The 26,559-nt window shown below is 46.6% G+C and carries 25 protein-coding genes; 16 read left to right on the top strand and 9 right to left on the bottom strand.

The window, feature by feature from the left end:
* Positions 1-3: 3 nt before the first annotated feature.
* The 11 genes from R7070_RS20935 to R7070_RS20885 all read left to right on the top strand — a co-directional run bounded on the left by R7070_RS20935 (position 4) and on the right by R7070_RS20885 (position 12,583).
* Positions 4-1,365, top strand: a complete 1,362-nt coding sequence (locus tag R7070_RS20935) for a MotA/TolQ/ExbB proton channel family protein (RefSeq protein ID WP_017634999.1) — start codon at positions 4-6, stop codon at positions 1,363-1,365.
* 9 nt (positions 1,366-1,374) lie between these two features.
* Entirely contained in the window at positions 1,375-1,902 is a 528-nt protein-coding gene (locus R7070_RS20930) for a MotA/TolQ/ExbB proton channel family protein (RefSeq protein ID WP_005379363.1), read from the top strand.
* 25 nt (positions 1,903-1,927) lie between these two features.
* Entirely contained in the window at positions 1,928-2,335 is a 408-nt protein-coding gene (locus R7070_RS20925; protein WP_005379359.1) for an ExbD/TolR family protein, read from the top strand.
* Positions 2,336-2,339: 4 nt separating this feature from the next.
* Positions 2,340-2,972 (top strand): energy transducer TonB, encoded by a 633-nt coding sequence (locus R7070_RS20920; protein ID WP_005379353.1) that lies wholly within the window; start codon positions 2,340-2,342, stop codon positions 2,970-2,972.
* A 9-nt stretch (positions 2,973-2,981) separates the two neighbouring features.
* Positions 2,982-4,205, top strand: a complete 1,224-nt coding sequence (locus R7070_RS20915) for a tetratricopeptide repeat protein (RefSeq protein ID WP_054579406.1) — start codon at positions 2,982-2,984, stop codon at positions 4,203-4,205.
* 448 nt (positions 4,206-4,653) lie between these two features.
* Positions 4,654-5,277 carry a guanylate kinase gene (gene gmk, locus R7070_RS20910; RefSeq protein ID WP_005379347.1) on the top strand — a complete coding sequence of 208 codons (624 nt, stop codon included), beginning with the start codon at positions 4,654-4,656 and terminating at the stop codon, positions 5,275-5,277.
* A gap of 181 nt (positions 5,278-5,458) precedes the next feature.
* On the top strand, positions 5,459-5,731 hold the full coding sequence (rpoZ, locus tag R7070_RS20905) for a DNA-directed RNA polymerase subunit omega (RefSeq protein ID WP_005379346.1): 273 nt from the start codon (positions 5,459-5,461) through the stop codon (positions 5,729-5,731).
* A gap of 39 nt (positions 5,732-5,770) precedes the next feature.
* Entirely contained in the window at positions 5,771-7,891 is a 2,121-nt protein-coding gene (gene spoT, locus R7070_RS20900; RefSeq protein ID WP_005379340.1) for a bifunctional GTP diphosphokinase/guanosine-3',5'-bis pyrophosphate 3'-pyrophosphohydrolase, read from the top strand.
* Positions 7,892-7,943: 52 nt separating this feature from the next.
* The gene (gene trmH / locus R7070_RS20895) at positions 7,944-8,627 is read left to right on the top strand and encodes a tRNA (guanosine(18)-2'-O)-methyltransferase TrmH (RefSeq protein WP_017635001.1); all 684 of its coding nucleotides are present in this window, start codon (positions 7,944-7,946) and stop codon (positions 8,625-8,627) included.
* 253 nt (positions 8,628-8,880) lie between these two features.
* Complete coding sequence (gene recG / locus R7070_RS20890; RefSeq protein WP_256900488.1) at positions 8,881-10,962, top strand: ATP-dependent DNA helicase RecG; 2,082 nt, start codon at positions 8,881-8,883, stop codon at positions 10,960-10,962.
* Positions 10,963-11,194: 232 nt separating this feature from the next.
* Positions 11,195-12,583 carry a uracil-xanthine permease family protein gene (locus tag R7070_RS20885; RefSeq protein ID WP_047103752.1) on the top strand — a complete coding sequence of 463 codons (1,389 nt, stop codon included), beginning with the start codon at positions 11,195-11,197 and terminating at the stop codon, positions 12,581-12,583.
* Positions 12,584-12,654: 71 nt separating this feature from the next.
* Here R7070_RS20885 and envZ read toward each other — a convergent pair whose 3' ends face one another.
* The 5 genes from envZ to R7070_RS20860 all read right to left on the bottom strand — a co-directional run bounded on the left by envZ (position 12,655) and on the right by R7070_RS20860 (position 17,889).
* Positions 12,655-13,947 carry a two-component system sensor histidine kinase EnvZ gene (envZ, locus tag R7070_RS20880; RefSeq protein WP_085569724.1) on the bottom strand — a complete coding sequence of 431 codons (1,293 nt, stop codon included), beginning with the start codon at positions 13,945-13,947 and terminating at the stop codon, positions 12,655-12,657.
* A 102-nt stretch (positions 13,948-14,049) separates the two neighbouring features.
* Positions 14,050-14,769, bottom strand: coding sequence for a two-component system response regulator OmpR (ompR, locus tag R7070_RS20875; RefSeq protein WP_005379333.1), 720 nt, complete (start codon positions 14,767-14,769; stop codon positions 14,050-14,052).
* Between the two features lie 129 nt (positions 14,770-14,898).
* The gene (locus tag R7070_RS20870; protein ID WP_017635004.1) at positions 14,899-15,294 is read right to left on the bottom strand and encodes a DUF1090 domain-containing protein; all 396 of its coding nucleotides are present in this window, start codon (positions 15,292-15,294) and stop codon (positions 14,899-14,901) included.
* Between the two features lie 105 nt (positions 15,295-15,399).
* A complete protein-coding gene (greB, locus tag R7070_RS20865) occupies positions 15,400-15,891 on the bottom strand; it encodes a transcription elongation factor GreB (RefSeq protein ID WP_053307281.1) in 492 nt (163 codons plus the stop codon).
* A gap of 117 nt (positions 15,892-16,008) precedes the next feature.
* Positions 16,009-17,889: an ATP-dependent zinc protease gene (locus R7070_RS20860; RefSeq protein ID WP_139832030.1), complete on the bottom strand. Its 1,881-nt coding sequence runs from the start codon at positions 17,887-17,889 to the stop codon at positions 16,009-16,011.
* Between the two features lie 229 nt (positions 17,890-18,118).
* Between R7070_RS20860 and R7070_RS20855 the strand changes: the two genes are divergently transcribed.
* Positions 18,119-20,440, top strand: coding sequence for a Tex family protein (locus R7070_RS20855; RefSeq protein WP_085569726.1), 2,322 nt, complete (start codon positions 18,119-18,121; stop codon positions 20,438-20,440).
* A gap of 104 nt (positions 20,441-20,544) precedes the next feature.
* On the opposite strand, the gene R7070_RS20850 is transcribed toward R7070_RS20855, so the two are convergent.
* Both R7070_RS20850 and bioH read right to left on the bottom strand, forming a co-directional pair.
* The gene (locus R7070_RS20850) at positions 20,545-21,009 is read right to left on the bottom strand and encodes a hypothetical protein (protein ID WP_005379316.1); all 465 of its coding nucleotides are present in this window, start codon (positions 21,007-21,009) and stop codon (positions 20,545-20,547) included.
* A gap of 124 nt (positions 21,010-21,133) precedes the next feature.
* Positions 21,134-21,901 carry a pimeloyl-ACP methyl ester esterase BioH gene (gene bioH / locus R7070_RS20845; protein ID WP_005384724.1) on the bottom strand — a complete coding sequence of 256 codons (768 nt, stop codon included), beginning with the start codon at positions 21,899-21,901 and terminating at the stop codon, positions 21,134-21,136.
* An 84-nt stretch (positions 21,902-21,985) separates the two neighbouring features.
* Here bioH and R7070_RS20840 point away from each other — a divergent pair, with 84 nt between their 5' ends.
* From R7070_RS20840 to cysQ, 4 genes are all read left to right on the top strand, one after another.
* Positions 21,986-22,711, top strand: coding sequence for a phosphoribosyltransferase family protein (locus tag R7070_RS20840; RefSeq protein ID WP_256900489.1), 726 nt, complete (start codon positions 21,986-21,988; stop codon positions 22,709-22,711).
* A 97-nt stretch (positions 22,712-22,808) separates the two neighbouring features.
* On the top strand, positions 22,809-23,393 hold the full coding sequence (gene nfuA / locus R7070_RS20835) for a Fe-S biogenesis protein NfuA (RefSeq protein WP_005379313.1): 585 nt from the start codon (positions 22,809-22,811) through the stop codon (positions 23,391-23,393).
* Positions 23,394-23,569: 176 nt separating this feature from the next.
* Positions 23,570-24,139, top strand: coding sequence for an ADP compounds hydrolase NudE (gene nudE / locus R7070_RS20830; protein ID WP_005379309.1), 570 nt, complete (start codon positions 23,570-23,572; stop codon positions 24,137-24,139).
* A 44-nt stretch (positions 24,140-24,183) separates the two neighbouring features.
* A complete protein-coding gene (gene cysQ, locus R7070_RS20825; protein WP_005379308.1) occupies positions 24,184-25,011 on the top strand; it encodes a 3'(2'),5'-bisphosphate nucleotidase CysQ in 828 nt (275 codons plus the stop codon).
* Positions 25,012-25,303: 292 nt separating this feature from the next.
* On the opposite strand, the gene R7070_RS20820 is transcribed toward cysQ, so the two are convergent.
* Both R7070_RS20820 and R7070_RS20815 read right to left on the bottom strand, forming a co-directional pair.
* On the bottom strand, positions 25,304-26,065 hold the full coding sequence (locus R7070_RS20820) for a type II secretion system protein N (RefSeq protein ID WP_085569728.1): 762 nt from the start codon (positions 26,063-26,065) through the stop codon (positions 25,304-25,306).
* Between the two features lies 1 nt (position 26,066).
* Complete coding sequence (locus R7070_RS20815) at positions 26,067-26,558, bottom strand: type II secretion system protein M (protein ID WP_085569729.1); 492 nt, start codon at positions 26,556-26,558, stop codon at positions 26,067-26,069.
* Between the last annotated feature and the right edge of the window lies 1 nt (position 26,559).

Raw genomic sequence — 26,559 nt, 5'->3', positions numbered from 1 at the left:
GAGATGAAAGGATTCAAAACTCTAGCCGCTGGTCTACTAGCGAGCTTATTTATGGCTTCAGGCGTACAAGCAGAAACGCCTAAAAACCTATCTGAACTACTCAAAAACGTAAAATCAGAAAGCATCGTTGAGTCAAAAGAGAACAAAGCCCGTGAAGCTGAGTTCAAGAACAATCGCGATAAGCAAGCAGCATTATTGCAACAGGCTCGTGAAGAGCTAGCTTCACAGCAAGCACTGGGCGATCAACTTAAAGCGACATTTGATGAAAACGATAAGCAGCTGACTGAACTAACAGAAACCTTACGTGTTCGCTCTGGTACTTTGGGCGAAATGTTTGGTGTGGTCCGCCAATATGCGGGCGAGTTTAAAGGCTTATTTGCAGCCTCTCAAAACGCAGTTCAGTTCCCAGAGCGTGACGCTCTACTAACGAAACTGGCTGAAAGTAAAGAACTGCCATCAACACAAGAGCTAGAAGCATTCTGGCATACTATTCTTCAACAAGTGGTTGCCTCAGGCGAGACAGCAACAACCCAAGCAACGGTTGTTTATGGCGAAGGTAAAGAAGCGGTTCGCGATGTTACTCTTGTCGGTGAATTTAACGCGATTGCCGATGGTAAGTACGTTACTTATGTACCTCAAACAGGTAAGTTCGAAGAACTCTCTCGACAACCTCGCACCAATATTACACGTCATGTTGCAGGCTTTGAGTCAGCGTCAAATAGCTATGAGCCACTGTTTATTGACCCATCCCGTGGTGTAATTCTGTCTCTACTTGTACAAAGCCCAACCGTTCAAGAACGTATTGATCAAGGTGGCATTGTAGGTTACGTCATCCTTGGTATGGGTGCAGTTGGCGCTATCATTGCTCTAGTTTGCTTCCTACGCCTTCAAGTGATTGGCGGTAAAATGCGTAAGCAAGCGAAATCAGAAACCGTGATTCCTGGTAACCCTCTGGGTGAAGTTATCCAAGCTTACCAAGAACACAAAGGTGACAACCTTGAAGATCTGGAAGCGAAACTGGACGAAATCATCCTACGTAACGCACCGAGCATTGAACGCTTTATCAGCTCAATCAAACTGTTCGCTTCTGTAGCACCACTTCTAGGTCTACTGGGTACGGTTATGGGTATGATCGGTACGTTCCAAGCAATCACACTATTTGGTACAGGTGATCCTAAGCTAATGGCTGGCGGTATCTCTGAAGCACTTGTTACTACGATGCTTGGTCTGGTTGTCGCAATTCCTCTACTGTTCCTGTACACCATCGTACACAGTAAAGGTCGTCGTTTGGTTCAAACTCTTGAAGAACAGAGTGCAGGCTTCATCGCTCGCTATCAGGAAAAACTACATAAAGCCGAAAGCTAAGGAGGCGTTATGTGGTGGTTAGTTGGAGAACTTGAATCAATTAGGCGCTTCTTGGGAATGGGTGGCGATGTACTCGTCGCCATCTTCATCCTCAGCTTTATGCTTTGGGCAGTATTGTTAGAACGTTGGTTCTATTTTGCTGCCGTCGCTCCAAAAGCCATGAAAAAAGCCGTTGGCTCATGGCAGGGGCGATCAGAGCACCAGAGCTGGAACGCTAAGATGATCCGACAAGAAATTGTTTCTCGTCAGGACATTGAGAATAAAAAGGGCCTGCCAATCGTGAAAGTGTTGATTGCGCTTTGTCCCTTACTGGGTTTGCTCGGCACCGTTGTTGGCATGATCCAAGTATTCGACATCTTAGCGGTAACAGGAACAGGAAGCCCTCGAGCAATGGCCTCGGGGATCTCAAAGGCAACAATCCCAACGTTAGCCGGGATGGTGGCTTCTCTATCAGGACTGTTCTTTAGTTCACGTCTTGATCATTTAGCCAAAGTCACAACGCAAAAGCTGGAAGATAAGCTAAAGCATATTGCCTGAGTAAATGGAATTAGAGGTATAGGTCATGAAAAGACGCTATAGCAGTGATAGCAGTGATGAAACCGCTATCGATATGACACCGATGCTCGACATCGTATTCATCATGTTGATCTTCTTTATCGTAACAACATCGTTCGTAAAAGAAGCTGGTCTAGAAGTAAACCGCCCGACGGCAAGCTCTGCGCAAACCGTGAAAAAAGGTAACATCATGGTCGCAGTTGGTGCGGCGGGTGATGTTTGGGTTGATAAACGCCGCATCGAAGTGGACGCGGTTCGCGCGAATATTGAACGTCTTCGTGCAGAAAGCCCTGATGGCGCAGTTGTTATCCAAGCCGACACAGAAGCAAATGCTGGCGTAGTCGTGAAGGTTATGGACCAGATCAAAATGGCAGGTGTAGAAAGCATCTCCATTGCCGCAACCAATAAGGATTAAGCTTATGCGGTATCTGGCCTCAATTGCACTGGCGCTCATTGTCTCCCTCGGGTTGTTCTGGGGGATGGACAAGCTAGTAAACAAAGAGCGCCACGAGTTAGTGTCGAATGATGACCTGCGTATGGTCGAGTTTATTCGCATTAAACCAGACGAAAAAATACAGGAGAAAAAACGCGAACTTCCAAAGCCACCACCGCCTAAGCGTCCGCCGCCGCCGCCAGAAATGAAAGTGACAGCGACAGTAAAACCGGTGATGGAGCAGACCCCAATGGATATGCCAAAGCTTGACCTACCCGTAAATGTTACAGGTGGTTCGGTGCTTGGACATTATAGCCAGGGTGGAGGTGCGCAACTCGCGGGTAGCGGAGGTCCAACACCTCTAGCGACATTCCAACCTCAAATGCCTAGGAAAGCTGCGAAAGCAGGAATAGAAAAAGGGGTCGTCTTATTAGAGTTTACTGTCAACGCACGTGGTGCCGTAGAGGACATCAAAGTTCTTAAAGAGCAACCACGACGCTTAGGCCTCGGTCGAGCGGCAAGAAAAACAGTCTCTAAATGGACATTTAAACCAAAATTGGTTGACGGGAAACCTGTTAGCTCGCGCCTATCGCAAGAAATAGAGTTCTCAACCAATTAAGGAGTCACGATGAAAAGTTTATGGAAAAGCAAAGTGGCTTCTTTAATTCTCTTCGTAGGAGTGGCAATGGCCGCTCCTACGATGGCAAAAGAAGCTCCTCAGTTATCAGATCGGACATTTCGAACCGTTAACAAAGTGCAAGAGTTGATCGCAACTGAAAAATATTCAGCAGCGAAAGAAAAACTAGCAAGCGCTTTAGAAAGCACAAGTTCGAAAAAATACGACCGAGCAGTTTTACTTCAGCAGACTGGCTTTTTGTATTCGCTACAAGACAATTATGTGCAAGCAGCAAAATACTTTGCCGAAGCATTACAGCTCGACGCACTTCCCGTTCCTGTTGCTCAACAAGTTCGCTACAGCTTGGCTCAGCTTTACCTAGCTGAAGAAAAGTATACGTTATCTGTAAAAACGATGAAGGAATGGTTCAAGGTTGCAGAAACAACCAAAGAGAAGCCTCAAGCTCATGCTTATATCACGTTAGCGAGCGCCTATGTTCAGTTGGAAGATTACAGAAATGCAATCCCGCCAACCAAAAAAGCCATCGCGATGAGCAAGAGCCCAAGTGAGTCTTGGTACTTAATTCTCGTTGCATCTCACTACGAGTTAGGCCAGCTGAAAAGCGTTGCCAGTGTACTCAAAACTCTGACTTCAAAGTACCCTCAGAAAAAGCGTTACTGGATGCAACTTTCTGGTGTCTACATGGAGCTAGGTCAAGAGCGCAACTCTCTAGCCACCCTAGAAATGGTTTACAAAATGGGGAAACTAGAAGGAGAGAAGGAATATTTACGCTTTGTAAACTTCTTGGCTTATCAAGGTATTCCATATAAAGCAGCCAAAACTCTTGAAAAGGAAATGGCAGCTGGAAACATTGAAAAGACGAAGGAAAACTATGACCGCCTAGCCAGTTTCTGGCAGCAAGCTAAAGAGCTAGATAAATCAATTCTCGCTTATAAAAAGTCATATAACCTCGCTCCTTCTGCTAAAACGCAAATTCAGATTGCTCGCTTAATGATACAAGACAAGCAGTATTCTGAAGCAACTCGTTTTGTAGAAAGCGCGGCATCCAGTGCCTCTAAAGAGCAAAAGGCAGAACTTGAATACATTCGCGGGATGGCCTATTTCGAGCTTAAGCAACCACAAAAGGCCTTGCAGGCGATGAAAGGCGCTGCTCAATCGCCAAAATTCAGGTCAACCGTTAGCCCTTGGATAAATTTCCTAGAGTCTCAAGGATAATTCGAAGATTAAGTGTGAGTCAGTCGCACGCCTGGGGAAGTGAAAGCTTCCCCTTTTTTCCGTTTTATCTTTATTAACCCCTATTTTTAACCAGAGTCACTCACGCAAGCCAAATCGGGACTCTAAACCTAAAATCAGCACACTAAACGGTTGTAGAAATGGTTTTAATAACAGAGTGCGCGGATGGTAAGTCCTGTACCACGCTCCTTCTTCGCTGTTTAGGAACACTCTGGCGTAAGTAACTATTTCATCTGGGACGATCACAGACAGAAAGATCAACTGGTAACAAAATAGAGATCATGATACTCTTCGCCTCCATTTTTCTGGCGGGATTATCACCAATATCCACCCCTTTGGTGGTTGATTTCTCAATGCCAGTGCTATCGTTATAAGAATGTCGAACTTTCCTTCGGCACTCAATCAATCCAATCAAAAGTGGAACAGTACAATGGGCAAAGGTACTCTCTATATCGTATCTGCACCTAGCGGCGCAGGTAAATCTAGCTTGATCTCAGCGATGTTGGAACGCAACCCAACCTACGCAATGAAAGTGTCTGTGTCTCACACCACGCGCAACATGCGACCTGGTGAAGAAAATGGTGTCCACTACCATTTTGTAGCGAAAGATGAGTTTGAAGCCCTGATCGCTAAAGGTGACTTCCTAGAATACGCAGAAGTGTTTGGTAATTATTACGGCACATCTCGTGTATGGATTGAAGAAACACTAAATAAAGGTATCGACGTTTTTCTAGATATCGACTGGCAAGGCGCACGCCAAATCCGTGAACAAATGCCAGAAGCCAAAAGCATCTTCATCCTGCCACCATCAAACGGTGAGTTAGAGCGTCGCTTGAACACTCGTGGTCAAGATAGCGATGAAGTGATCGCAAAGCGTATGGCTGAAGCCAAGTCGGAAATCTCTCATTACAACGAGTACGACTACGTGATCGTAAACGACGATTTTGATACCGCTTTGATGGATTTTAAAGCTATCTTGCGTGCTGAAAGATTGAAGGAAGAAAAGCAAGCTGCTAAATATAAAGGTATGCTTGACGCGTTGTTAGCAGAGTAACTTCAAAAAAGTCACGCTGTAAAACATAAAGAATTTCCCGTTTTTTGCCCAGTGCGAAAAACACAATAAACTACCTGAGAAAGTCCACAAACGGTGGCTTGTCTAATTGCTAGTAAATAAAGTAGTTAGGTTGTATACTTTCTCGTCATTCTAAAATTTTAGTTAACTATTTGGAGTCCTCATGGCACGCGTAACTGTTCAAGACGCTGTTGAAAAAGTTGGCAACCGTTTCGACCTAGTACTGATTGCGGCTCGCCGCGCTCGTCAAATGCAAACTGGCGGTAAAGATGCACTAGTGCCAGAAGAGAACGATAAGCCAACGGTTATCGCTCTACGCGAAATCGAAGAAGGTTTAATTACTAAAGAAGTTCTAGACGCTCGTGAACGTCAAGAACAGCAAGAGCAAGAAGCGGCAGAGCTAGCGGCAGTAAGCAGCATCGCTCACAACCGTTAATTCTGACTTTAGAATTCAACAACCTCCCGGGCCTATAATTTGTATCTATTCGATAGCCTCAAAGACGTTGCCCAAGAATACCTAACAGAGCCTCAGATTGAGGCTCTGCGTCAATCTTATGTGGTAGCGAGAGATGCCCATGAAGGGCAAACCCGCTCTAGCGGTGAACCATACATCATCCACCCTGTCGCTGTGGCTCGTATCTTGGCCGAAATGCGCCTTGATATCGAAACCCTCCAAGCTGCTTTGCTGCATGACGTCATTGAAGACTGTGATGTAACTAAAGAAGATCTCGAAGAGAAATTCGGCAACACTGTCGCAGAATTGGTTGATGGTGTATCTAAACTGGACAAACTCAAATTCCGCGATAGGAAAGAGGCTCAGGCTGAGAACTTTCGTAAGATGGTTCTGGCCATGGTGCAAGATATCCGCGTCATTCTGATCAAACTGGCTGACCGCACGCACAACATGCGTACGCTTGGCGCGCTTCGACCAGATAAAAAGCGTCGTATTGCTCGTGAAACGTTAGAAATTTACGCGCCCCTCGCTCATCGTCTTGGTATTCACAATATCAAAACCGAACTCGAAGAGTTGGGCTTTGAGGCGCTATATCCCAACCGCTACCGCGTACTGAAAGAAGTGGTTAAAGCCGCACGTGGTAATCGTAAAGAGATGATCCAACGCATTCACAGCGAAATAGAAGGCCGTCTGCAAGATTTTGGCTTGAATGCTCGCGTCGTTGGTCGTGAGAAAAACCTGTTCTCTATCTACAACAAGATGAAAACCAAAGAACAGCGCTTTCACACCATCATGGATATCTATGCGTTCCGAGTCGTTGTTGATACCGCTGATACTTGTTATCGCGTTTTAGGCCAAGTACACAGCTTGTATAAGCCACGTCCTGGTCGCATGAAAGATTACATCGCGGTACCAAAGGCGAACGGCTATCAATCGCTACACACTTCCATGGTTGGCCCACACGGCGTACCTGTTGAAGTTCAGATCCGTACTGAAGATATGGATCAAATGGCGGACAAAGGTGTCGCGGCACACTGGTCTTACAAAGACAAAGGCGACAAGTCTGGTACCACTGCGCAAGTGAAAGCTCAGCGTTGGATGCAAAGCTTGTTAGAGCTACAACAAAGCGCGGGTAACTCATTCGAATTCATTGAAAACGTAAAATCCGATCTTTTCCCAGATGAGATTTACGTCTTCACACCAAAAGGTCGTATCGTTGAATTACCTTTAGGCGCAACGGCTGTCGACTTTGCCTATGCCGTACATACCGATGTAGGCAACTCTTGTGTTGGTGCTCGTGTTGATCGTAACCCTTACCCATTGAGTAAGGCATTGAAAAACGGTCAGACGGTGGAAATTATCAGTGCCCCTGGTGCGCGTCCGAATGCGGCATGGCTAAACTATGTCGTGACTTCTCGTGCCCGCACTAAGATTCGACAAGTACTGAAAACGATGCGTCGTGAAGAGTCGATTACTTTAGGTCGTCGCCTACTTAATCACGCACTTGGCCGTCACTCGATTGATTCAATTTATCCAGAAAATATCCAAGAAGTCTTGAATGATCTTCGCCTAGAAAGCATCGATGATTTATTGGCTGCTATTGGATTGGGTGAGTTGATGAGCATTGTGATCGCACGTCGTCTCCTTGGTGACACCGAAGAGCTCACGACAACAAGTTCAATCCCAACGGACTCGAAGAAGAAGCTTCCGATTCGTGGCGCAGAAGGCTTATTGCTGACGTTTGCAAATTGTTGTCATCCTATCCCAGATGATCACATTATTGCTCACGTATCGCCTGGTCGTGGTTTGGTTGTTCACCGAGAAACATGTCCGAACGTTCGTGGTTATCAGAAAGAGCCAGACCGTTATATGGCTGTCGCTTGGTCTGAAGACTACGATAAAGAGTTCATTGCTGAACTTAAAGTCGACATGCTTAACAACCAAGGTGCTCTTGCAGAACTTACCAACGTGATCTCGAAAACAGGATCAAACATTCATGGCCTTTCAACGGAAGAACGTGATGGTCGTCTATACACTGTGACTGTGCTGTTGACGACGAAAGATCGTGTCCACCTTGCTGGTATCATGCGTAAGATTAAGGCAATGCCTCAAGCAACCCGAGTCAGACGCAGAAAGAACTAACCTCTATCGCCACCTACTCTGTTAGGTGGCGATTTTTTATACCTCAATAAATATGAACCTAGAACGTTACAACCGTATTCACCAAGTCCTAAAAACTCGCCAAACTGATCTGACACTTTGTCTCGAAGAAGTACATAAGCCAAACAACGTCTCTGCTGTGATCCGCACCGCTGACGCGACAGGCTTACACAAAGTTCACGCAATTTGGCCAGACAAAATGCGTACGCTGAGCCATACCTCAGCTGGCGCGCGTAACTGGGTTGAAGTGGATACTCACGATTCGATTGAAACTGCGATTACCGAACTCAAAGCGCAAGGTATGCAGGTTTTGGTGACCAATCTTTCGGACACCGCCGTCGATTTTCGCGAGATCGACTACACCAGACCAACGGCAATCATTTTAGGCAGTGAAAAAGTTGGCGCTTCGGAGCAAGCCAAACAGCTTGCCGATCAAGACATTATTATCCCAATGGTGGGCATGGTGCAGTCACTAAACGTATCGGTTGCCAGTGCCGTAATTTTGTATGAAGCGCAACGTCAACGTGAAGCCGCAGGCATGTACGACCGAGAAGAAAGCGCTCTGCCTAAAGAGACAATCAACCGTATTCTCTTTGAACGTGGTCACCCAGTGCTGGCAAAAGTCGCGAAACGAAAAGGGCTCGTTTACCCACCACTCGATGAAGAAGGTCAAATCATCGCCGATGACGCGTGGTGGCAAGAGATGCAAAGCAAGTAACAGACTTTCGTCATCCTGAACGGCGGCGAAGGAGCGTGGTTCAGGATCTAATTCTCAAATATACAGATGCTGATAGTGTTAACTTCAGCGACATACTTGTTGGAAATAGAATCCTGATGTCGCTAAAGCTCCTCGGAATGATAGGTTATCAGTCAAATCATGACACTAACTAAAGCATGACTATTTTTTCCTGTACAAAAACACAGCTCCATGGTTAACATACTGCTATGTTAACCATTTTCTTGAGCCCTCTATGTCCGCCCAAATGTTATCTGCCGTCCCATTAACCTCCCTTTCTGGAGTTGGCGCGAAAGTCGCAGAAAAACTCGCCAAAGTTGGCTTACATAGCGTTCAAGATTTGCTGTTTCACCTTCCGTTACGCTACGAAGATCGTACTCGTATTTACCCTATTGCCAAACTGCATGCTGGCCTTTGGGCGGCAGTGCAAGGTAAGGTCATGGCAGTCGACACCATCTTCGGTAAGCGCAAAATGCTAACGGTAAAAATCAGCGACGGTAATGGCACTATCACGCTGCGCTTTTTCAACTTTACCGCAGCCATGAAGAACAATTTCACGCAAGGTAAGTTAGTACATGCTTACGGTGAAATTAAGCGCGGTGGCATGGGTTTGGAAATTGTTCATCCTGACTACAAGTTTTACGTTAGCGAGCAAAAGCCCGATGTAGAACAGAGCTTAACCCCTGTTTATCCCACCACCGATGGTTTACGTCAAATCACATTGCGCAACCTTACCGAACAAGCTTTAGCCCTGCTTGATAAAACCACAGTGCAGGAATTACTTCCAGCTGGGTTGTATGACCATCAAATCACGATGTCGCAAGCGCTGCACACCATTCATCGCCCACCACCAACCATTAATTTAGATGAGTTTGACGAAGGCAAACATCCTGCCCAAATCCGCTTGATCATGGAAGAATTGCTCGCACAAAACTTATCGATGCTGGCGGTGCGTAGCAAAGGTCAGAAGGATTCAGCGCTACCTCTCGGTCCTTGTCATAAACTAAAAACGCAGCTTTTAGCCCAACTGCCTTTCTCTCCTACAAACGCTCAAACCCGAGTAGTACAAGAGATTGAAGCCGATCTAGAAAAACCGCACCCAATGATGCGATTAGTGCAAGGCGATGTTGGTTCGGGGAAAACATTGGTTGCCGCTTTGGCCGCTGTTAGAGCCATTGAGCATGGCCATCAGGTGGCACTCATGGCGCCAACCGAACTATTGGCCGAGCAACACGCTATCAACTTCGCAAACTGGTTTGAAACAATGGGCATTCAAGTCGGTTGGTTAGCGGGCAAACTCAAAGGTAAGGCAAAGGAAGCCGAGTTGGCTCGTATTGCCAGTGGTGAAGCACAAATGGTAGTGGGTACTCACGCGCTATTCCAAGAGCACGTTGAATTTCATCACCTTGCTTTGGTCATCATTGATGAACAGCACCGCTTCGGTGTCCATCAGCGATTAGAATTGCGTGAAAAAGGCGCAAAACAAGGCGCCTATCCACATCAGTTGATCATGACGGCGACGCCTATTCCTCGCACCTTAGCCATGACCGCTTACGCCGATCTGGAAACTTCCGTGATTGACGAGCTACCACCGGGTCGAACGCCGATTCAAACCGTTGCCATTCCAGATACAAAACGTGACGAAATCGTCGAGCGTGTCCGAAATGCCTGCTTAAACGAAGGCAAGCAGGCATATTGGGTGTGTACCCTGATTGATGAGTCGGAAGTATTAGAAGCGCAAGCCGCGGCAGATACCGCAGAAGAGCTTCAACGTAAGCTACCGGACGTAAAAATTGGTCTAGTACACGGACGAATGAAGCCGGCAGAGAAACAAGCGGTGATGCAAGATTTCAAAGACAATAAACTGCATTTGCTGGTCGCAACGACAGTGATTGAAGTTGGTGTGGATGTACCAAACTCTAGCTTGATGATCATAGAAAACCCTGAACGTCTTGGTTTGGCACAATTACACCAGTTAAGAGGTCGCGTGGGCCGAGGTTCTGTTGCTAGCCATTGTGTACTGCTGTACCACTCTCCGCTGTCAAAAACCGCGCAAAAACGTCTCGGAGTACTACGTGAAAGTAACGATGGCTTCGTCATTGCACAGAAAGACCTAGAAATTCGTGGCCCTGGAGAACTATTGGGTACAAAGCAGACAGGTCTTGCTGATTTCAAAATCGCAGACTTAGTTCGAGATCAACGCCTGATTCCCGAAGTTCAGCGCATTGCGCGTCATATTCATGACAATTACCCGTCTAACGCAACAGCGATTATCGATCGCTGGTTGGGTGAGCGGGATATTTACTCCAAAGCGTAATGATTGAAAGCGAGCCAAATGGCTCGTTTTTTAATGCGCCAAAAACAAAGCAAACGTTTGCTTTTTGAGTAAATCTCTCTATAATCGCGCACAAATTTTTAAGTGTGTTAGATCACACTCCACCAACCTGAGTTGACTCTGATTAACAGCAATCACAGGTAACGACGTCAACTCCACCCTGCTCTCCCATTCAGCGAGAACTAGGGAAATATTGCGACTAGCGAGACAAACAATGACAACTTCAAACCGATCTTCGGAACTGGTCTATCAACTCAACGATCGACCACCTTTGCCTCAAACCATTTTTGCCGCACTTCAGCACTTATTGGCGATGTTCGTCGCGGTTATCACTCCGTCACTGATCATCTGTCAGTCTTTGGGTGTACCAGCAGACCAAACGAATACCATCATCAGCATGTCTTTATTTGCGTCAGGCGTGTCTTCGTTTATTCAAATTCGCACCATTGGCCCAATTGGCTCTGGTTTGCTCTCTGTTCAAGGTACCAGCTTTAACTTTTTAGGTCCTATTATTGGTGCAGGCCTATCGCTGAAAGCCGGTGGAGCAGACATCAGCACCATGATGGCTGCCATTTTTGGTACGATTTTAGTCGCATCATTTGCAGAAATTTTCCTATCTCGCGTGTTGGAGCATGCCCGCCGAATCATCACTCCGCTCGTTTCAGGCATCGTCGTCACTCTTATCGGTCTCACACTGATTCAAGTCGGCTTAGTATCAATGGGCGGTGGCTACGCAGCATTAAATGAAGGAACCTTCGGCAGCTTAGACAAACTTGCTCTGGCTGGGACGGTACTTGGATTAATTGTGATTTTAAACCGCTCGAAAAACCCATACATCCGTGTGGCTTCAATCGTGATTGCGATGCTAGTGGGCTACATCATGGCGTATTTTATGGGGATGGTAGATACTTCTCAGCTAGGCGCAACCGAGATCGTAGCACTGCCCGTACCAATGCAATATGGCTTATCGTTTGACTGGTCTCTGTTCATTCCGCTGGTACTGATTTTCTTTATTACCGCACTAGAGGCCATCGGTGATATTACCGCAACATCTGAAGTGTCTGGTGAGCCAGTAAAAGGCCCAGTGTACATGAAACGCATTAAGGGCGGTGTGTTAGCAGACGGCTTAAACTCTGCAATCGCAGCCGTTTTCAACAGCTTCCCGAACTCAACGTTTAGCCAGAATAACGGCATCATCATGCTAACAGGAGTCGCGAGCCGCTACGTGGGTTACTTTATTTCTGGCATGTTAGTGATTCTTGGCTTGTTTCCTGGCGTCGCTAGCTTTGTTCAGCTGATTCCTGAGCCAGTACTTGGCGGCGCAACGATTGTCATGTTTGGTACGATTGCTGCCGCTGGTGTGCGTATTATCTCTCGTGTTGAGCTCGATCGCCGCGCAATTCTGATCATGGCCTTATCCTTCTCAATGGGACTTGGTATCGCACAAAAACCAGAGATCCTGCAATTTATGCCAGAATTTATTAAGAGTATTTTCTCAACTGGTGTTGCAGCAGGTGGCATCACAGCGATCATTTTAAATCTACTTCTGCCAGAGAAACTGGAAGACGAAGATGAACTTCCTCAGGAAGTGAAAGAGTCTTAAGATTATTGAGAATAAGAAAAGCCCAACCTATTTAGGTTGGGCTTTTTGTTTAAAGGGTGCAGGCCATCGACTTACTTGGTAGGAAAGCTGATTTGAGCGATTAAACCGCCTTCACTGCGATTACGCATCACCACAGAGCCTGAATGTTGGCTGATTATACGCTTCACAATCGCCAACCCTAGCCCAGTGCCTTCACTACCGCGAGCGGTGTCACCACGCGTAAAGGGTTCAAATAACCTCGCGATTTGGGAATGCTCGATACCCGGTCCGTTGTCCTCTACTGAAATCCACACTAGCTGCTTATCTGCTGTCACACCAGTGCTGATTTTGACCCAGCCACTGCCATAACGTAGCGCATTCACAACTAAGTTACTGATCGCCCGCTTAATCGCAATCGCGCTTCCTTTGGCTGGCGGCAAGTTAAGATTAAGATCTGTTTCAATTTCAACCTCATAACCACCTTCAGAACTGGCGACGTCACTGGCAATCGTACTGATATCAACCGCTTCAAACGATTCTTGGTTCACCGGTTTGAGATAATCCATAAACTGACTGATGATCTCATTACATTCTTCCGTATCGCTAATGATCCCCTCCGCAAGATAGCTGTCCTCAGGAGACATCATTTCTGTTGCTAGGCGAATACGCGTCAGAGGTGTTCGTAAGTCATGGCTAATCCCCGCCATTAATAAGGCTCGGTCCTCTTCTAGCTCTTGAATACCTTTCGACATTTGATTAAAGGCTCGAGTTACAGAGCGAATTTCCGATGCGCCTTTCTCTGCTAAGGGGGGTGGGATCTCACCTCGACCGACGTCTTTCGCGGCTCTCTCTAAAGCCAAAAGTGGACGGTTTTGCAAACGAATAAACAACCAACCACCTGCAATGATCAGCAGCGCCATAATCAAGCTGTTACGAAACAGCGGTGCAAAATCTTCTTCTTGCAGCTCAGATAACGGAATACGAATGATGGAGTTCGGCAACTTTTCGATGTGCATCCACAAAATGTAACTTTCATCGCCAAGCAATAAGCGTACTTCTGTAGGCGAACCCAGCTCTTGGCTCATTTCTTCAGACATCAAATCAATCGACATTGCGTGATGGAATTCAATCGCCTTATCGCTGTCGAGACTATGAACCGTCACCCCTAGTCTTTCTAATAATTGACGCCTTAATGGTGCATCAGACTTTAAAGGTCCTTCATCATCAAGCACTAAATTGAGCTCATGGGCGAGAATTTTATTGAACTGCTGCAAACTCGGCATCAACGCGTAGTTAAAAACGGCGTAGTAAGAGAAAACTTGGCTCGCGAGAAGCAAAGAGATGAACAGCAGAATAGATTGTGTCAATGAACTTCGGATGCGCATGGAACGTTCCTAGTGGTCCTAATCGCGAAATTTCAGCCTTCAAAGGGAAGGTAATGAAGGCTGAAGTTGCTATAGCCAAGTGTTGGCTATGGAGTGAAGAGATTACACCTCTTTGCCGTCTGGGACGAAAACATAACCTAGGCCCCACACGGTTTGAATGTAGCGCGGCTTGCTCGGATCGTCTTCTAACATGCGACGTAAACGTGAGATTTGTACGTCAATAGAACGTTCCATTGCAGAATATTCACGGCCACGCGCCATGTTCATCAATTTGTCTCGTGACATTGGCTCACGTGCATTCATCACGAGCGCCTTTAGAACAGCAAACTCTCCAGAGGTGAGTGGCATTGCCTCATCACCGCGGAACATCTCGCGAGTGCCTAGATTGAGTCGGAATTCCCCGAACTCCACCACTTTTTCTTCCGTACTTGGTGCACCCGGCAACTCTACGGTTTGGCGGCGTAATACGGCCTTGATGCGAGCCAATAATTCGCGTGGGTTAAACGGTTTTGGCAAATAATCATCCGCCCCTACCTCAAGACCTACGATGCGGTCCACTTCATCACCTTTCGCGGTGAGCATTAAGATTGGCAACATATTGTTCGCGTGGCGTAGACGACGACAAATCGACAAACCGTCTTCACCTGGCAACATTAGGTCTAGCACCATTAAGTGAAAGTTTTCGCGCGTTAGTAGGCGATCCATCTGTTCGCCATTGGCGACACTTCGTACCTGAAAACCTTGCTCAGAAAGGTAACGCTCCAATAGAGCACGTAAACGAGCATCGTCATCAACCACTAAAATTTTATGATTTTCTTGCATTGAAACATCCTTTCAGAAGCGTCTATTGTCGAAAATGTATCACTGTTTTTCCTAACGTGCTCAAGCAAATTGTTACTCTTTTTATCTTAAGCGCTTTATTCTCTCTCTAGCAGGTATTTTCAGCACCTACTATTGACCATAATTCCATTCCAGTTCACGTTTGGCCTCAAGCAGCTCTTGCTGTGCCTCAGCCAGCTTGTGACGTTTTTTCTCAATTTTGTCTGCTTTCCCTGAATGCTGAGCTTCGACTAATTCTTCCTCTCGCTCCTCAACTTCTTTAGTCTTTTCTTCCACTTCTGCTTGCAGCTCTTGGCGCAGCTCACCTTCCGAGCATTCATTCTGGATAGCGGAAAGTGCTTGCTCCAAGCCTTTAATGCGATGCTCATTACCTTGCGCTTTTGCATACTCGAGCTGCTGCTCTACCGCTAACTCTTTAGCGTCACAGCCTTTCACTTCATCTTGAGCAAAAACTGAAAGTGAGAAACCTATTGTTAGTGCAGCACTACACATGACTGCTTTGTTCATTTTACTTCTCCGAGAAAGGCACCATGCCTTTATACCAAATATTCTGACGTTGAGACCCAAGTCACTCCTAGTGAACTTCATGAGACTTGAATCGGTGATAAAGCCTCAGTCTTCCGAGGCCGGTTGAATATATTCAATTGAGTTGATGAACCACTCTTTTTCACCTTCTGGGGTGCGTACCGTGAACTCTTCATCCACTTGTTTTTTCAACATCGCTCGCGCCATAGGTGAATCGATAGAGATGTAGTCTTTCGCATCGCCATAAATCTCTTCAGGCCCGACAATACGAAACTTTTTCACTTCTCCTGCCTCATTTTCTATTTCCACCCATGCACCAAAAAAGACTTTGCCTTCTTGTTGCGGAGAATAGTCAACGATCGTGACTTCTGGCAGGAATTTACGAAGGAAGCGGACACGACGGTCGATCTGACGGAGTAAACGTTTATTGAAGGTGTAATCCGCATTTTCTGAGCGATCGCCCAGGCTCGCCGCCCAAGTGACGATCTTGGTGATTTCCGGGCGCTTTTCATTCCAAAGGTAATCATGCTCTTGTTTGAGTTTGTTGTAACCTTCTCGTGTAATCAGCTTAGTTTTCAAATTAACTCCTATCTCAACTAAAAAATGCTGCTCTTTGGCAGCATTAAGGAGATGATATACCCAAAGATCCAATGTTGTTCAGGCTTTGGGTATCAAGGTGATAAGGCGGCCAGAGTGTTACTTTTCGTAATCCGGTTTTTGCGTCACGATGTAATTCGTATCACTCGAAACAACCGCGCCATGTTTTAGGAAGTTTTTACCTAAAATCATGCTGTAATGGAAGCGACCTCGGTCCTGTAAGTTGACTCGGATCTTCTTCTCTAATTCGCCAAGCTTAACATGCATTTCAACCACAGGGCGTACGTTCGCTTTCTCGCCTTTCTTAGCTTTAATACGCATGACATCAACAACAGGCTTGGTAAACGCCTGTTTCATGCCAAGATCGTTCTCATAGGTAAAGCTCACCATGTCTTTGCCGTCTTTCTTAAACTGCTTGATGTTCTTAGCATTGATTGAGCTTACATCTGCACCCGTGTCTAACTTCACAGGGAAAGACATCCCCTCAACTTCAGCCACTTCGATATGGCCAGCTTTGAAAAGTGGCCTTGCATCTAGTAGATGGTCTGCGCGAGTGTTCAGCAACACACCACCCTTGGCTATGTCATGACCAAAGACGAAAAAGGGTTGAGTGTCACCCTCATCAAGCACATCGAGCGCAAACTTCATTGATGTGTCTTTTCTACCGAGAAGAAAGTCTCCTTCGACAACAGGGCGAACCGCGCTGCCAACCTTGAGCTTTTTCAACACTGGTTTGGTGATTTTTTCTTCTTTCCCCTCATCGTTCATTAAATAAAACGTGACGGACTCATCCTTACCTTTTTCTGTTACTTCAAACCCATTTACACGCAGTAATGGCGTTTTCACAGTAAAAGTGGGGTAAGCAGGGACGGTATAACCATCAATGGTGACCTGTTCTTCTGGTGAAACGACAAGAGGTTTTGATTTGAGTGCGCTTTTGAACGTTTTTTCTACGCCACCCAATAGATTTTCTTTGTCCGTATCAATAACAAAGTGCTGACTCGCAACGTCCCGACCTAAGCGAATTTGCGAACTGAACTTACTGCGATCACGCAGATACACCAACCAACGTTGAGTTTCATTTTCGCCGACTTTGACGGGTAAATAGACTAAAGGACGCTCGCTTTTGGTCGTTTTCAGCATTCGTACCAAGGGTAATGTCATTGGATGACGCTTGCCATTCTCGCCCTCTAACATAAAAGATACTTCGTTATGCTTTTTGTCTACCTTGATGTCCAGTGCATGGACGTTGGTATAACGGCTAGAAGTTGAGATGCTGATCTTATATGGCACACCTTCGACTTCAACCGTCTCTTTTTTGCCAATCATTTTTGCGCTTGGCTGTTCTTGAAGATAATCATAACCAGCGAAGACCCATGCGTTATCATCGAGATAAGTTTTACCAATCAAGATAGGAGAAGAGAATTGCGTACGCTTGGTCAGGTTCACTTCCGTATCAACGGTGTGACCAGCGATTGTCATCGGCATTTTTATTGTCGGGCGTAGGATGGGCTTTTTGCTTGTTCGACTGCGAATCGCGCTCACTCTTTCCAGATCATCGGTAATCTGTATTTCCTTCCCTGTATAAGGGTGAGGAACCGTAAAGCTAACCTTTACTTGATATTGCTTAAAGCTGTCGGCGTCCCACTTTGCCTTCGTACCACCTAAGTCATCGACAATTGCCCAAAGTAACTCGTTATCTTTCAAATCTTGGTAATCTGGGTGTGAGCTACTGACATGGATATTCTCCGCATGCATCGATGTCGTATCTGCACCAGTATCAATCTTGCCAATAAATGGCACCGCTTTTAGTTCCGGAATGTCACTGTAGTAGACGCTCTCCACACGCCCTAGTACCAATTTGTTATCGAGCTGATAAACGGGAGCTTGTGTGGTTCCTGAGATAGATTGCGCCCAACTAAGCGGGGCGGCAAGTAAGGCACTCGTAAGCGCTAACGCCAAAGACATTTTTTTCATCATGATTATCCGTATAAGCCGAGGTACATTTAGTGATATCAACAACCGTGGAATTAGGTTAGTCGATAACTGCGGATATAAGTTCTCAATTTAATTACAGTTTTGACATAAATCTGACTGATGTCCACCAGCGCCCGGTAAATTTTTGCCTCGTTAATTTAAAACATTGCAAATTCTTCGAACGACCCCAATGTTCTATACAACCAAAACCGAATTAAAAGAGAAAACACGGATGAGCCAAGCTATCTGTCGCATGATTGCTCAAGAACTGAATGTTCGCCCAGAGCAAGTCAACGCCGCTGTCACCCTAATTGATGATGGCAACACTGTCCCTTTTATTGCACGTTACCGCAAAGAGGTGACAGGGGGCCTTGATGATACCCAGCTTCGTACTTTGGACAGTCGTCTGTCTTACCTTCGTGAAATGGATGATCGCCGTCAAACCATCCTCAAATCAATCCAAGAGCAAGGCAAACTGACGCCAGAGCTAGAACAAGAGATCGCGCAGGCAGACAGCAAAACTCGTCTTGAAGACTTATACCTACCTTACAAACCCAAGCGTCGTACGAAAGGTCAGATCGCGATTGAGGCTGGTCTTGAGCCGCTCGCAGATCAGCTTTGGAATCACCCACAAACCGAGCCAGAAAGCGAAGCAAGCAAATACCTTGATGCAGACAAAGGCATCGCAGACACCAAAGCTGCATTGGATGGCGCTCGCGCGATCATCATGGAGCGCATCGCAGAAGACGCAAACTTACTGGAAAAAATTCGCAACCACTTAAATCGCAATGCGGAACTGGTCTCACGAGTCGTTGAAGGCAAAGAGCAAGAAGGCGAGAAGTTTAAAGATTACTTCAACCACAACGAGCCCCTAAGCAAAGTGCCATCGCACCGAGCACTGGCGATGTTGCGTGGCCGTAACGAAGGCTTCCTGACATTGGCGATGAACGCTGATCCAGAACAGGAAGAAGGCGCTCGTCAGTCTTACTGCGAAACGATTATCGCCGACCATTATGGCGTAACGCTAAGCAGCGCACCTGCAGATACCTGGCGTAAGCAAGTGATCAGCTGGGCATGGCGCATCAAAGTATCGATGCACATGGAAACCGAGCTAATGGGCGCAATGAAAGAGCGCGCTGAAATCGAAGCGATTGAAGTATTCGCCACTAACCTAAAAGACTTGTTGATGGCAGCACCGGCTGGCCCTCGTGCAACACTTGGTCTCGATCCGGGTCTGCGTACAGGTTCAAAAATCGCGGTTGTCGACTCAACAGGTAAAGTGCTTGCAACCGAAACCATCTACCCTCACCCACCACAAAAACAATACGACAAGTCAGCACAAATCGTTGAGCAGTTGGTGCGTAAGTACAACGTGGATTTGATTGCGATTGGTAACGGTACGGCTTCACGTGAAACCGACAGCTTTGTCGCAGACGTCATCAAACGTGGCAACCTGAAAGTTCAGAAGATCATAGTAAGTGAAGCGGGGGCTTCGGTTTACTCAGCGTCTGAGCTTGCAGCAAAAGAGTTCCCGAATATGGACGTATCACTGCGTGGTGCAGTGTCGATTGCACGTCGTTTGCAAGATCCATTGGCTGAACTCGTGAAAATTGATCCGAAATCTATTGGTGTGGGTCAATACCAGCACGATGTAAGCCAATCTATGTTGGCAAAACGCCTAGATGCGATTGTGGAAGACTGTGTAAATGCGGTTGGTGTTGATGTGAACACCGCTTCTGCCGCACTATTAACACGCGTAGCAGGCTTATCAAGCACCATCGCGCAGAACATTGTCGACTTCCGCGATGAAAACGGTCGCTTTGAAGCACGTACAACCTTGAAGAAAGTACCTCGTTTAGGTCCTAAGGCGTTCGAGCAGTGTGCGGGCTTCCTACGAATCATGGATGGTAAGAACCCACTTGATGCGTCTGCGGTTCACCCAGAAGCGTACCCGGTGGTCAAAGCAATTTCTGAGAAGAACAACAAAGACATCAAAGCACTGATTGGTGATTCAAGCTTCCTTAAAGGTCTGCATGCGGTCGATTACACCGACGATAACTTCGGCGTTCCAACCATTACAGACATCATCAAAGAGTTAGACAAGCCGGGTCGTGACCCACGTCCAGAATTCAAAACGGCGACCTTTGCAGAAGGTGTAAACTCGGTATCTGACTTGGAACCGGGCATGATTCTAGAAGGTGTGGTATCAAACGTAGCCAACTTCGGTGCCTTCGTTGATATTGGCGTTCACCAAGATGGTCTCGTACACATCTCTGCACTGACAGATCGTTACGTGTCTGACCCACGTGAAGTGGTGAAAGCGGGCGACATCGTCAAAGTGAAAGTGATGGAAGTTGACGTGCAGCGTAAGCGTATTGGTCTATCGATGCGTATGAACGACGAACCGGGTCAAGACAACCGCAGCCAACGCTCATCAGCAGCGCCACGTCGTAATGACCAACCGCAGCATCGTCAGCCTCGCCGTGATGATTCGTCATCGAACAGCGCGATGGGCGGTGCGTTTGCTGCAGCGTTTGCTAAAGCGAAAAAGTAACCTTACCTAGGCTTCACCGCTAACGAGCTTTCATAACTAAAAAGAAAACGCTCCAATCAGTCAACCTGCTTGGAGCGTTTTTGTTTGAGTAGGATATTGAGTCGTCATAATACTGCTATCACTTCTGACGGGGTATGGGGAGCGACTGCATGACCATAATGAAACTTGATCACCTTCCTGCGCTTTTCCATTAATCCTTCATTGATCGCAGCATCCAAAATGCGCTTTGGTAAGCGAAAGCGGATCGCGTAGCCTTTCCCCTGGTCTTCACTATACGATTTGAGCGCAAGCAAACTAAAAAGCCGTTCTAGTGTATCTTCCGGCTCTTCTTGATAACGCGTGTCGACTTCCGTTTCCATATCATAATCAGGATGCTCTGAAGGATCCCAAGAAGACTGACGTCGGCGCTTGTCATCACCTTTTACTTTTCGCTCTGCATTGGTTTTGGCCAATGCGACCGTTGGCGTTACAGGCTCTCGGACTTTATTGTCGCGAGCTGCTTGTTCCGTCTGCACATTCACGGATGGGGCGATCAGTGGCACACTTACGTTGGTCGGTGACACAATCATTGCGAACCCTCCTCAGAGTCGCCCAACTCGTCAATATGGCTTAGCTTTATTGGCTAATAAAACCTCACCAGCCTTTATATCGACCACTTTTTAAACAACTTGAGGTATTTCCGTTCGCACTTGCTCAATCGTGAGCAAACTCTCGGATTTGAACACAAAATTCGTCATGTTCGGTGATAAAAGGCGCATGAGAGGACTGATTAAAAACAAACTGCTGGGTATGAGGCAACTGTTCACTCAAATCGTTAGCTACTTTAATTGGCACCAACCCATCTAAACGGCCATAAAGACGCAACATTGGAACAGAAAGAGACGTCAACGCATCGCGCAGATCCACATCAGCAAGGATGTTTAGCCCAACCAACAGCGATTCAGGGTTTGGCTGAGGGCGCGATAGTACCGCTTGCTTGAGCTGTTTAACATCTTTACGCGCTGATGGGCTGCCCATCGCTTGCAACGCCATAAAGCGCTCAATGGTCAGTGAGAAATCTTCTAGCAACTGAGAGGTGAACGCACTCAGTACATTCGGTTGAATGCCGCGCCACGGTTTTTCTGCGGCAAATTTTGGTGAGCTGGCAACCGTAATCAACTTAGCCACGCGCTCGGGCATATTTAACGCCACATGCGTCGCCACTAAACCTCCGAGGGACCAACCAAGCCAAATCGCTTTCTCTGGCGCACCTTGCACCACCAGGTTAGCAATATGGTCTAAATCTTCAGCATGAGATTCGGCGCTATGTCCGTACCCCGGAAGGTCAACCACATGAACTCGGAAATAAGGTTGAAGAGACTCGACTGTCTGCTGCCATACCGCACCATTCATGCCCCAACCATGAAGTAACACCAAATCTGGTCCCTGACCAAATGACTGCCAGTGTAATTTCGTGCTCATGCTCTCAATCTCTCCCACTTATTTTATTCCCTACGGCTTCAGCCAAGCGTTAGGCTGAGTAAAATATCACCATGAATAAACGCTATGTTATCTCATCACTGGCAAAACATCATGCATCGCGTATTGAGCAGTCAATGCGGCCTGTGTCGGTTCCCTATTCAAACACCAAGCCACACAAATACTCTGCGCTGGTGCGAGCACTGTTTAAAATACCTAACTCCGGTAAAACGATGTCAACGCTGCGGTTTATCATTACAGAAAGAAGAAATGAGTACGGATAGTATTTGTGGTGAATGTCTTTCAAAGCCACCGCCATGGCAAAGGCTATACACGTTAGGCGATTACGACTTTCCCCTTTCACGGGAAGTACAACGCTTTAAAGATCACGGAGAGTCTTGGCATGTAAAAGCATTAACCGAGCAACTGGAACAGCGCATCACCACGCCAGCTCCAATCATTACCAGTGTGCCATTGCACTGGCAGCGTTACCTGCGCCGGGGTTTTAATCAAAGTGATGTTTTAGCCCGACACCTCGCCAAGCAATTGCAGACTAATTTTGATGCGAAGGTCTTTCGTCGAGTAAAGCTCGCCCAATCACAGCGTGGTAATACCAAAACAAGCCGTGAACAAAACTTAAAAGGCGCGTTTATTCTCAATAAGCGCCCTCACTCTTCCCATGTTGCCATCGTCGATGATGTAGTCACCACAGGCAGTACCGTCCGACAATTATGTCATTTACTACTTGAAGTTGGCGTAGAAAGCATCGATATTTACTGCATCTGCAGAACACCTGCTCCTCGTTCTCTCTAGATCGCTTCGCCATGCCTTAGCATCAAAAAGACTAGACCCATACGTCAACAAGAGTAGAATAGCAGCAGTAACCTACAAATTTACTCGGGTATTCGTCGTGTCAAATATTACTATTACAGAAACTGCGCAAACGCATTTCGCTAACCTTTTAGGTCAACAACCTGAAGGCACTAACATTCGTATTTTCGTTGTGAACCCAGGTACACAAAACGCTGAGTGTGGCGTGTCTTACTGTCCACCAGAAGCAGTAGAATCGACCGACACTGAACTCTCTTACAGCGGTTTTTCAGCTTACGTTGATGAGCTAAGCCTGCCATTCCTTGAAGACGCTGAAATCGATTTTGTTACCGATAAAATGGGCTCTCAGTTAACGCTAAAAGCACCTAACGCTAAAATGCGTAAAGTTGCGGACGACGCACCACTGGTTGAGCGCGTTGAGTACGTTATCCAAACTCAAGTGAACCCACAACTTGCTGGCCACGGTGGTCACGTAAACTTGGTTGAGATCACTGAAGACGGTGTTGCGATTGTTGCATTTGGTGGCGGTTGTAATGGCTGTTCTATGGTTGACGTAACACTAAAAGAAGGCATCGAGAAAGAGCTGCTAAACCAGTTCATTGGTGAACTAACCGCAGTTCGTGATGCTACAGAACATGACCGTGGTGATCACTCTTACTACTAAGAGTAAACACTGTCAGAAAATGGGAGGCTTCGGTCTCCCATTTTTGTATCGATACTGAGGTGATGCTGAGATGCTTAGCTCGACTCGTAAAATCCGCTAGAAACTCAGGCGGAGTTCTCATATATTAAGAATCTTACGCATCTCGTAAACGCCAACGACACCAAGGAGCCAGCGTCATGCCGAAACGAACCCCACCAGAGATACTCTCATGCCAGACGGTTGCAAAATCCAAACTGTTTGCTGTGGAAGCGCTCGACCTTCGTTTTTCCAATGGTGAGCATCGTACTTATGAGCGTATGAAGCCAAGTGGACGAGATGCTGTAATGGTAGTCCCTGTAACAGAACAAGGCGATTTATTACTGGTGCGTGAATACGCCGCTGGAACTGAACGTTACGAGCTAGGTTTCCCAAAAGGGCTGATTGACCCAGGAGAAACACCACACCAAGCTGCGGATCGTGAGTTAAAAGAAGAAATCGGCTTTGGCTGTAATCAGTTAACCCCGTTGAAACAAGTTATCCTCGCGCCATCTTACTTTTCGAGCAAAATGACTCTATTTTTAGGACAGGCGCTTTATCCAGAGAAGCAAGAAGGCGATGAGCCTGAACCACTGGAAATTGTGCGTTGGCCACTTGCGCAAGCCGAAGAGTTATTAACTCACATGGATTTCTGTGAAGCACGAAGCATCACAGCGCTAATGTTGGCACTGAAACACTTACCAAACACCACTCACAAGCATAACCAATAACGGTCATTAGAACCGAATAACACTGTGAGTAAGGACTATCACTTATGCCAATGACAAAAGATCTATCTCACCTACTTCCTCAAGTCATCGAGATTGCCCGCAGTGCTGGGCAAATGATCCTCGAAATATATGAAAAGAAGCAATACGAGGCCTACACCAAAAGTGACGAAACTCCCGTAACAAGTGCGGATATTGCAGCTCACAAGTTCATCACTGAACGCTTGAGTGATCTGACGCCTGACATTCCCGTGTTGTCAGAAGAAGACGCAGACATAAGCTTAGAGCAACGCGCTCAGTGGGAACGTTATTGGTTAGTCGACCCTCTTGATGGTACTCAAGAATTCATCGCTCGCAGTGGTGACTTTGCCACTATTATTGCGTTGGTCGACAACAATCGACCAACCATGGGCGTCGTTTACGGCCCTGTATCTGGCGTGACTTACTACGCTTATAATGGCAAAGGCGCCTGGAAAATTCCCGACATGTCGGACAGCGTCAAAATCCATACACACAAACACGAACAGCCAGAGCAAAGCATCGCAATTGCTATTAGTCGTCGCCAAGACATCAATCGTATTACTAACCGTATGAGCAGCGCCTGGAATTACGACTTAATACCGCTCGGTTCTGCAGCATTGAAAGCATGCCTCGTCGCGGAAGGGGCGGTAGATTGCTATCTCCGACTAGGTCCAACAGGTGAGTGGGACACCGCTGCGACACAATGCATTGTTGAAGAAGCTGGCGGACGTATTCTCAGCACGCAATTAGAACCGCTGTCATATAACGAGCGGGAAACACTAGAAAACCCGAACTTTATTGTTCTTGGTGATGCGGATTTACCTTGGAATGAGATTTTACAACGCAAAGATTAAGCGCCCTATCGGTAAAATTTAGAGCACAAAATTCTAGCAATAGAAAGGCCACGAATATCTTCGTGGCCTTTTCTTTTTGACCTTCTGTACAGCACTTGGAGTATTTGGCCTACTATGTTCCAATTGCCTGTAAATCTGAACGAAAGAAAACAAATCAATTAAAAATCATGGCTTTAAATTTCCATTCATTCCCAATGTACAGCGAATAGAGGTTTTAGCTTACGATGATCCAAAAGCAAAAAGAGCTGCACAATAGCAGCTCTTTTAAGATATTGGATTTTGTCACGATAGGTTAGAAGCGCCCTTGGTAATTAAACTCATATTGACCTTGAGCATTCGGCTTACCCAACCATTTCAGTTGCTCCCCCATGCTGGATGGGAACTCTGCACCAGGTTTGAACCACGCTTTGGTTGAGTACCGTTGATTAGGCATCAGTTCAGCGGAAAACGCCGCAGAGACTTGTTTGCTGCTCTGCTCACCAGTTGCCGTCAATACACTATCCTGACAGTTTATATCGGCAATCACAGGACCGAGATCTAAGCTGCCAACGGGACTTTGAATACCACTGGCATTCCATACTAAAGTGCCTTCACCGTCCTTACACCAAGGCGCAGCATAAGTCGCATGACGAATATTCAGCTCAAGCTGCCCATCAACACCAACAGGCACAGGGAGGCGCGCTTGCTCAACAACTTTTACCGCCGGAATCGAGGCAACTAAGTTTTTGGCATAAGGGCCATCACTTAAGCTATAGCCGACAGAACCGCGCCCACGAACGTCCATTTCACTACCACGACCAAAGCGCACAGCAAACTCAGCTTTACCTGTCAGTAGACTCGACCATTGGAAATCCCAATTAACTTCTCCAAGGTTCTGGCGCTGCCAACGAATACTAGAAGCTTGACCTTGCCATACCGAACCGTTGGTTCCTTGAATGTCCAGGCCTCTCACTGTTGGTGCTTGTTGTAACACCCAAGAGACTGGTAATCCCATTAAAAGACTGACTGAAAAAAAGACGATAAAGATAACAACGTAAAGTACTGCTCGCTTCACCTTAACCTCGCTTAAACTGAAGGCGGTTTACATCGATCATGCCCGCTTGCTCTGTTCGGTCGATATCTAAAAATTCGACTTCAATACCCTGTTGCTCTTTCAAGTAACGTAACCAATCCACTAGTTGATTAAACGCGAGTGGTTTGATCCACACTTGAACGCTCTCATTACGAGGTTGTACTCGAATCAACTCAACTTTATAACGACGAGCTGAAGAAGAAACCAACTGATTCAACGGTTGACTAGAGTAGCTCACACCGCTGCTTTTTCGCAGTGCAGTGATGCCATCCGCTTTATCTTGTACCCAAGCTAGCAACTGCTTTTCACTTTGAATACGTGACTGAGCTAGCTCCGCACGTTGACTCATTGGCTGTAATAAACCCCAATAAATAATACCGATAACGACAATTGCGCCACATCCCATGACCAAACGCTGCTCACGCTGCGAGATGCTGCTCCACCAAACCTGAGCTTGAGAAATTAAATTTTTCATC

The organism is Vibrio sp. 1557 (genome assembly GCF_033340175.1).
GTDB classification, from domain to species: domain Bacteria; phylum Pseudomonadota; class Gammaproteobacteria; order Enterobacterales; family Vibrionaceae; genus Vibrio; species Vibrio alginolyticus.
Note: the sequence above shows the minus strand (reverse complement) of the source record. Positions and strands in the feature narration are given on the sequence as shown.

Excerpts from the sequence above, each read along its gene's own strand:
- R7070_RS20935 (WP_017634999.1), top strand. The coding sequence starts at position 4 with ATGAAAGGATTCAAAACTCTAGCCGCTGGTCTACTAGCGAGCTTATTT.
- R7070_RS20930 (WP_005379363.1), top strand. The coding sequence starts at position 1,375 with ATGTGGTGGTTAGTTGGAGAACTTGAATCAATTAGGCGCTTCTTGGGA.
- R7070_RS20925 (WP_005379359.1), top strand. The coding sequence starts at position 1,928 with ATGAAAAGACGCTATAGCAGTGATAGCAGTGATGAAACCGCTATCGAT.
- R7070_RS20920 (WP_005379353.1), top strand. The coding sequence starts at position 2,340 with ATGCGGTATCTGGCCTCAATTGCACTGGCGCTCATTGTCTCCCTCGGG.
- R7070_RS20915 (WP_054579406.1), top strand. The coding sequence starts at position 2,982 with ATGAAAAGTTTATGGAAAAGCAAAGTGGCTTCTTTAATTCTCTTCGTA.
- gmk (WP_005379347.1), top strand. The coding sequence starts at position 4,654 with ATGGGCAAAGGTACTCTCTATATCGTATCTGCACCTAGCGGCGCAGGT.
- rpoZ (WP_005379346.1), top strand. The coding sequence starts at position 5,459 with ATGGCACGCGTAACTGTTCAAGACGCTGTTGAAAAAGTTGGCAACCGT.
- trmH (WP_017635001.1), top strand. The coding sequence starts at position 7,944 with ATGAACCTAGAACGTTACAACCGTATTCACCAAGTCCTAAAAACTCGC.
- recG (WP_256900488.1), top strand. The coding sequence starts at position 8,881 with ATGTCCGCCCAAATGTTATCTGCCGTCCCATTAACCTCCCTTTCTGGA.
- R7070_RS20885 (WP_047103752.1), top strand. The coding sequence starts at position 11,195 with ATGACAACTTCAAACCGATCTTCGGAACTGGTCTATCAACTCAACGAT.
- envZ (WP_085569724.1), bottom strand. The coding sequence starts at position 13,947 with ATGCGCATCCGAAGTTCATTGACACAATCTATTCTGCTGTTCATCTCT.
- ompR (WP_005379333.1), bottom strand. The coding sequence starts at position 14,769 with ATGCAAGAAAATCATAAAATTTTAGTGGTTGATGACGATGCTCGTTTA.
- R7070_RS20870 (WP_017635004.1), bottom strand. The coding sequence starts at position 15,294 with ATGAACAAAGCAGTCATGTGTAGTGCTGCACTAACAATAGGTTTCTCA.
- R7070_RS20860 (WP_139832030.1), bottom strand. The coding sequence starts at position 17,889 with ATGATGAAAAAAATGTCTTTGGCGTTAGCGCTTACGAGTGCCTTACTT.
- R7070_RS20855 (WP_085569726.1), top strand. The coding sequence starts at position 18,119 with ATGAGCCAAGCTATCTGTCGCATGATTGCTCAAGAACTGAATGTTCGC.
- R7070_RS20850 (WP_005379316.1), bottom strand. The coding sequence starts at position 21,009 with ATGATTGTGTCACCGACCAACGTAAGTGTGCCACTGATCGCCCCATCC.
- bioH (WP_005384724.1), bottom strand. The coding sequence starts at position 21,901 with ATGAGCACGAAATTACACTGGCAGTCATTTGGTCAGGGACCAGATTTG.
- R7070_RS20840 (WP_256900489.1), top strand. The coding sequence starts at position 21,986 with ATGTTATCTCATCACTGGCAAAACATCATGCATCGCGTATTGAGCAGT.
- nudE (WP_005379309.1), top strand. The coding sequence starts at position 23,570 with ATGCCGAAACGAACCCCACCAGAGATACTCTCATGCCAGACGGTTGCA.
- cysQ (WP_005379308.1), top strand. The coding sequence starts at position 24,184 with ATGCCAATGACAAAAGATCTATCTCACCTACTTCCTCAAGTCATCGAG.
- R7070_RS20815 (WP_085569729.1), bottom strand. The coding sequence starts at position 26,558 with ATGAAAAATTTAATTTCTCAAGCTCAGGTTTGGTGGAGCAGCATCTCG.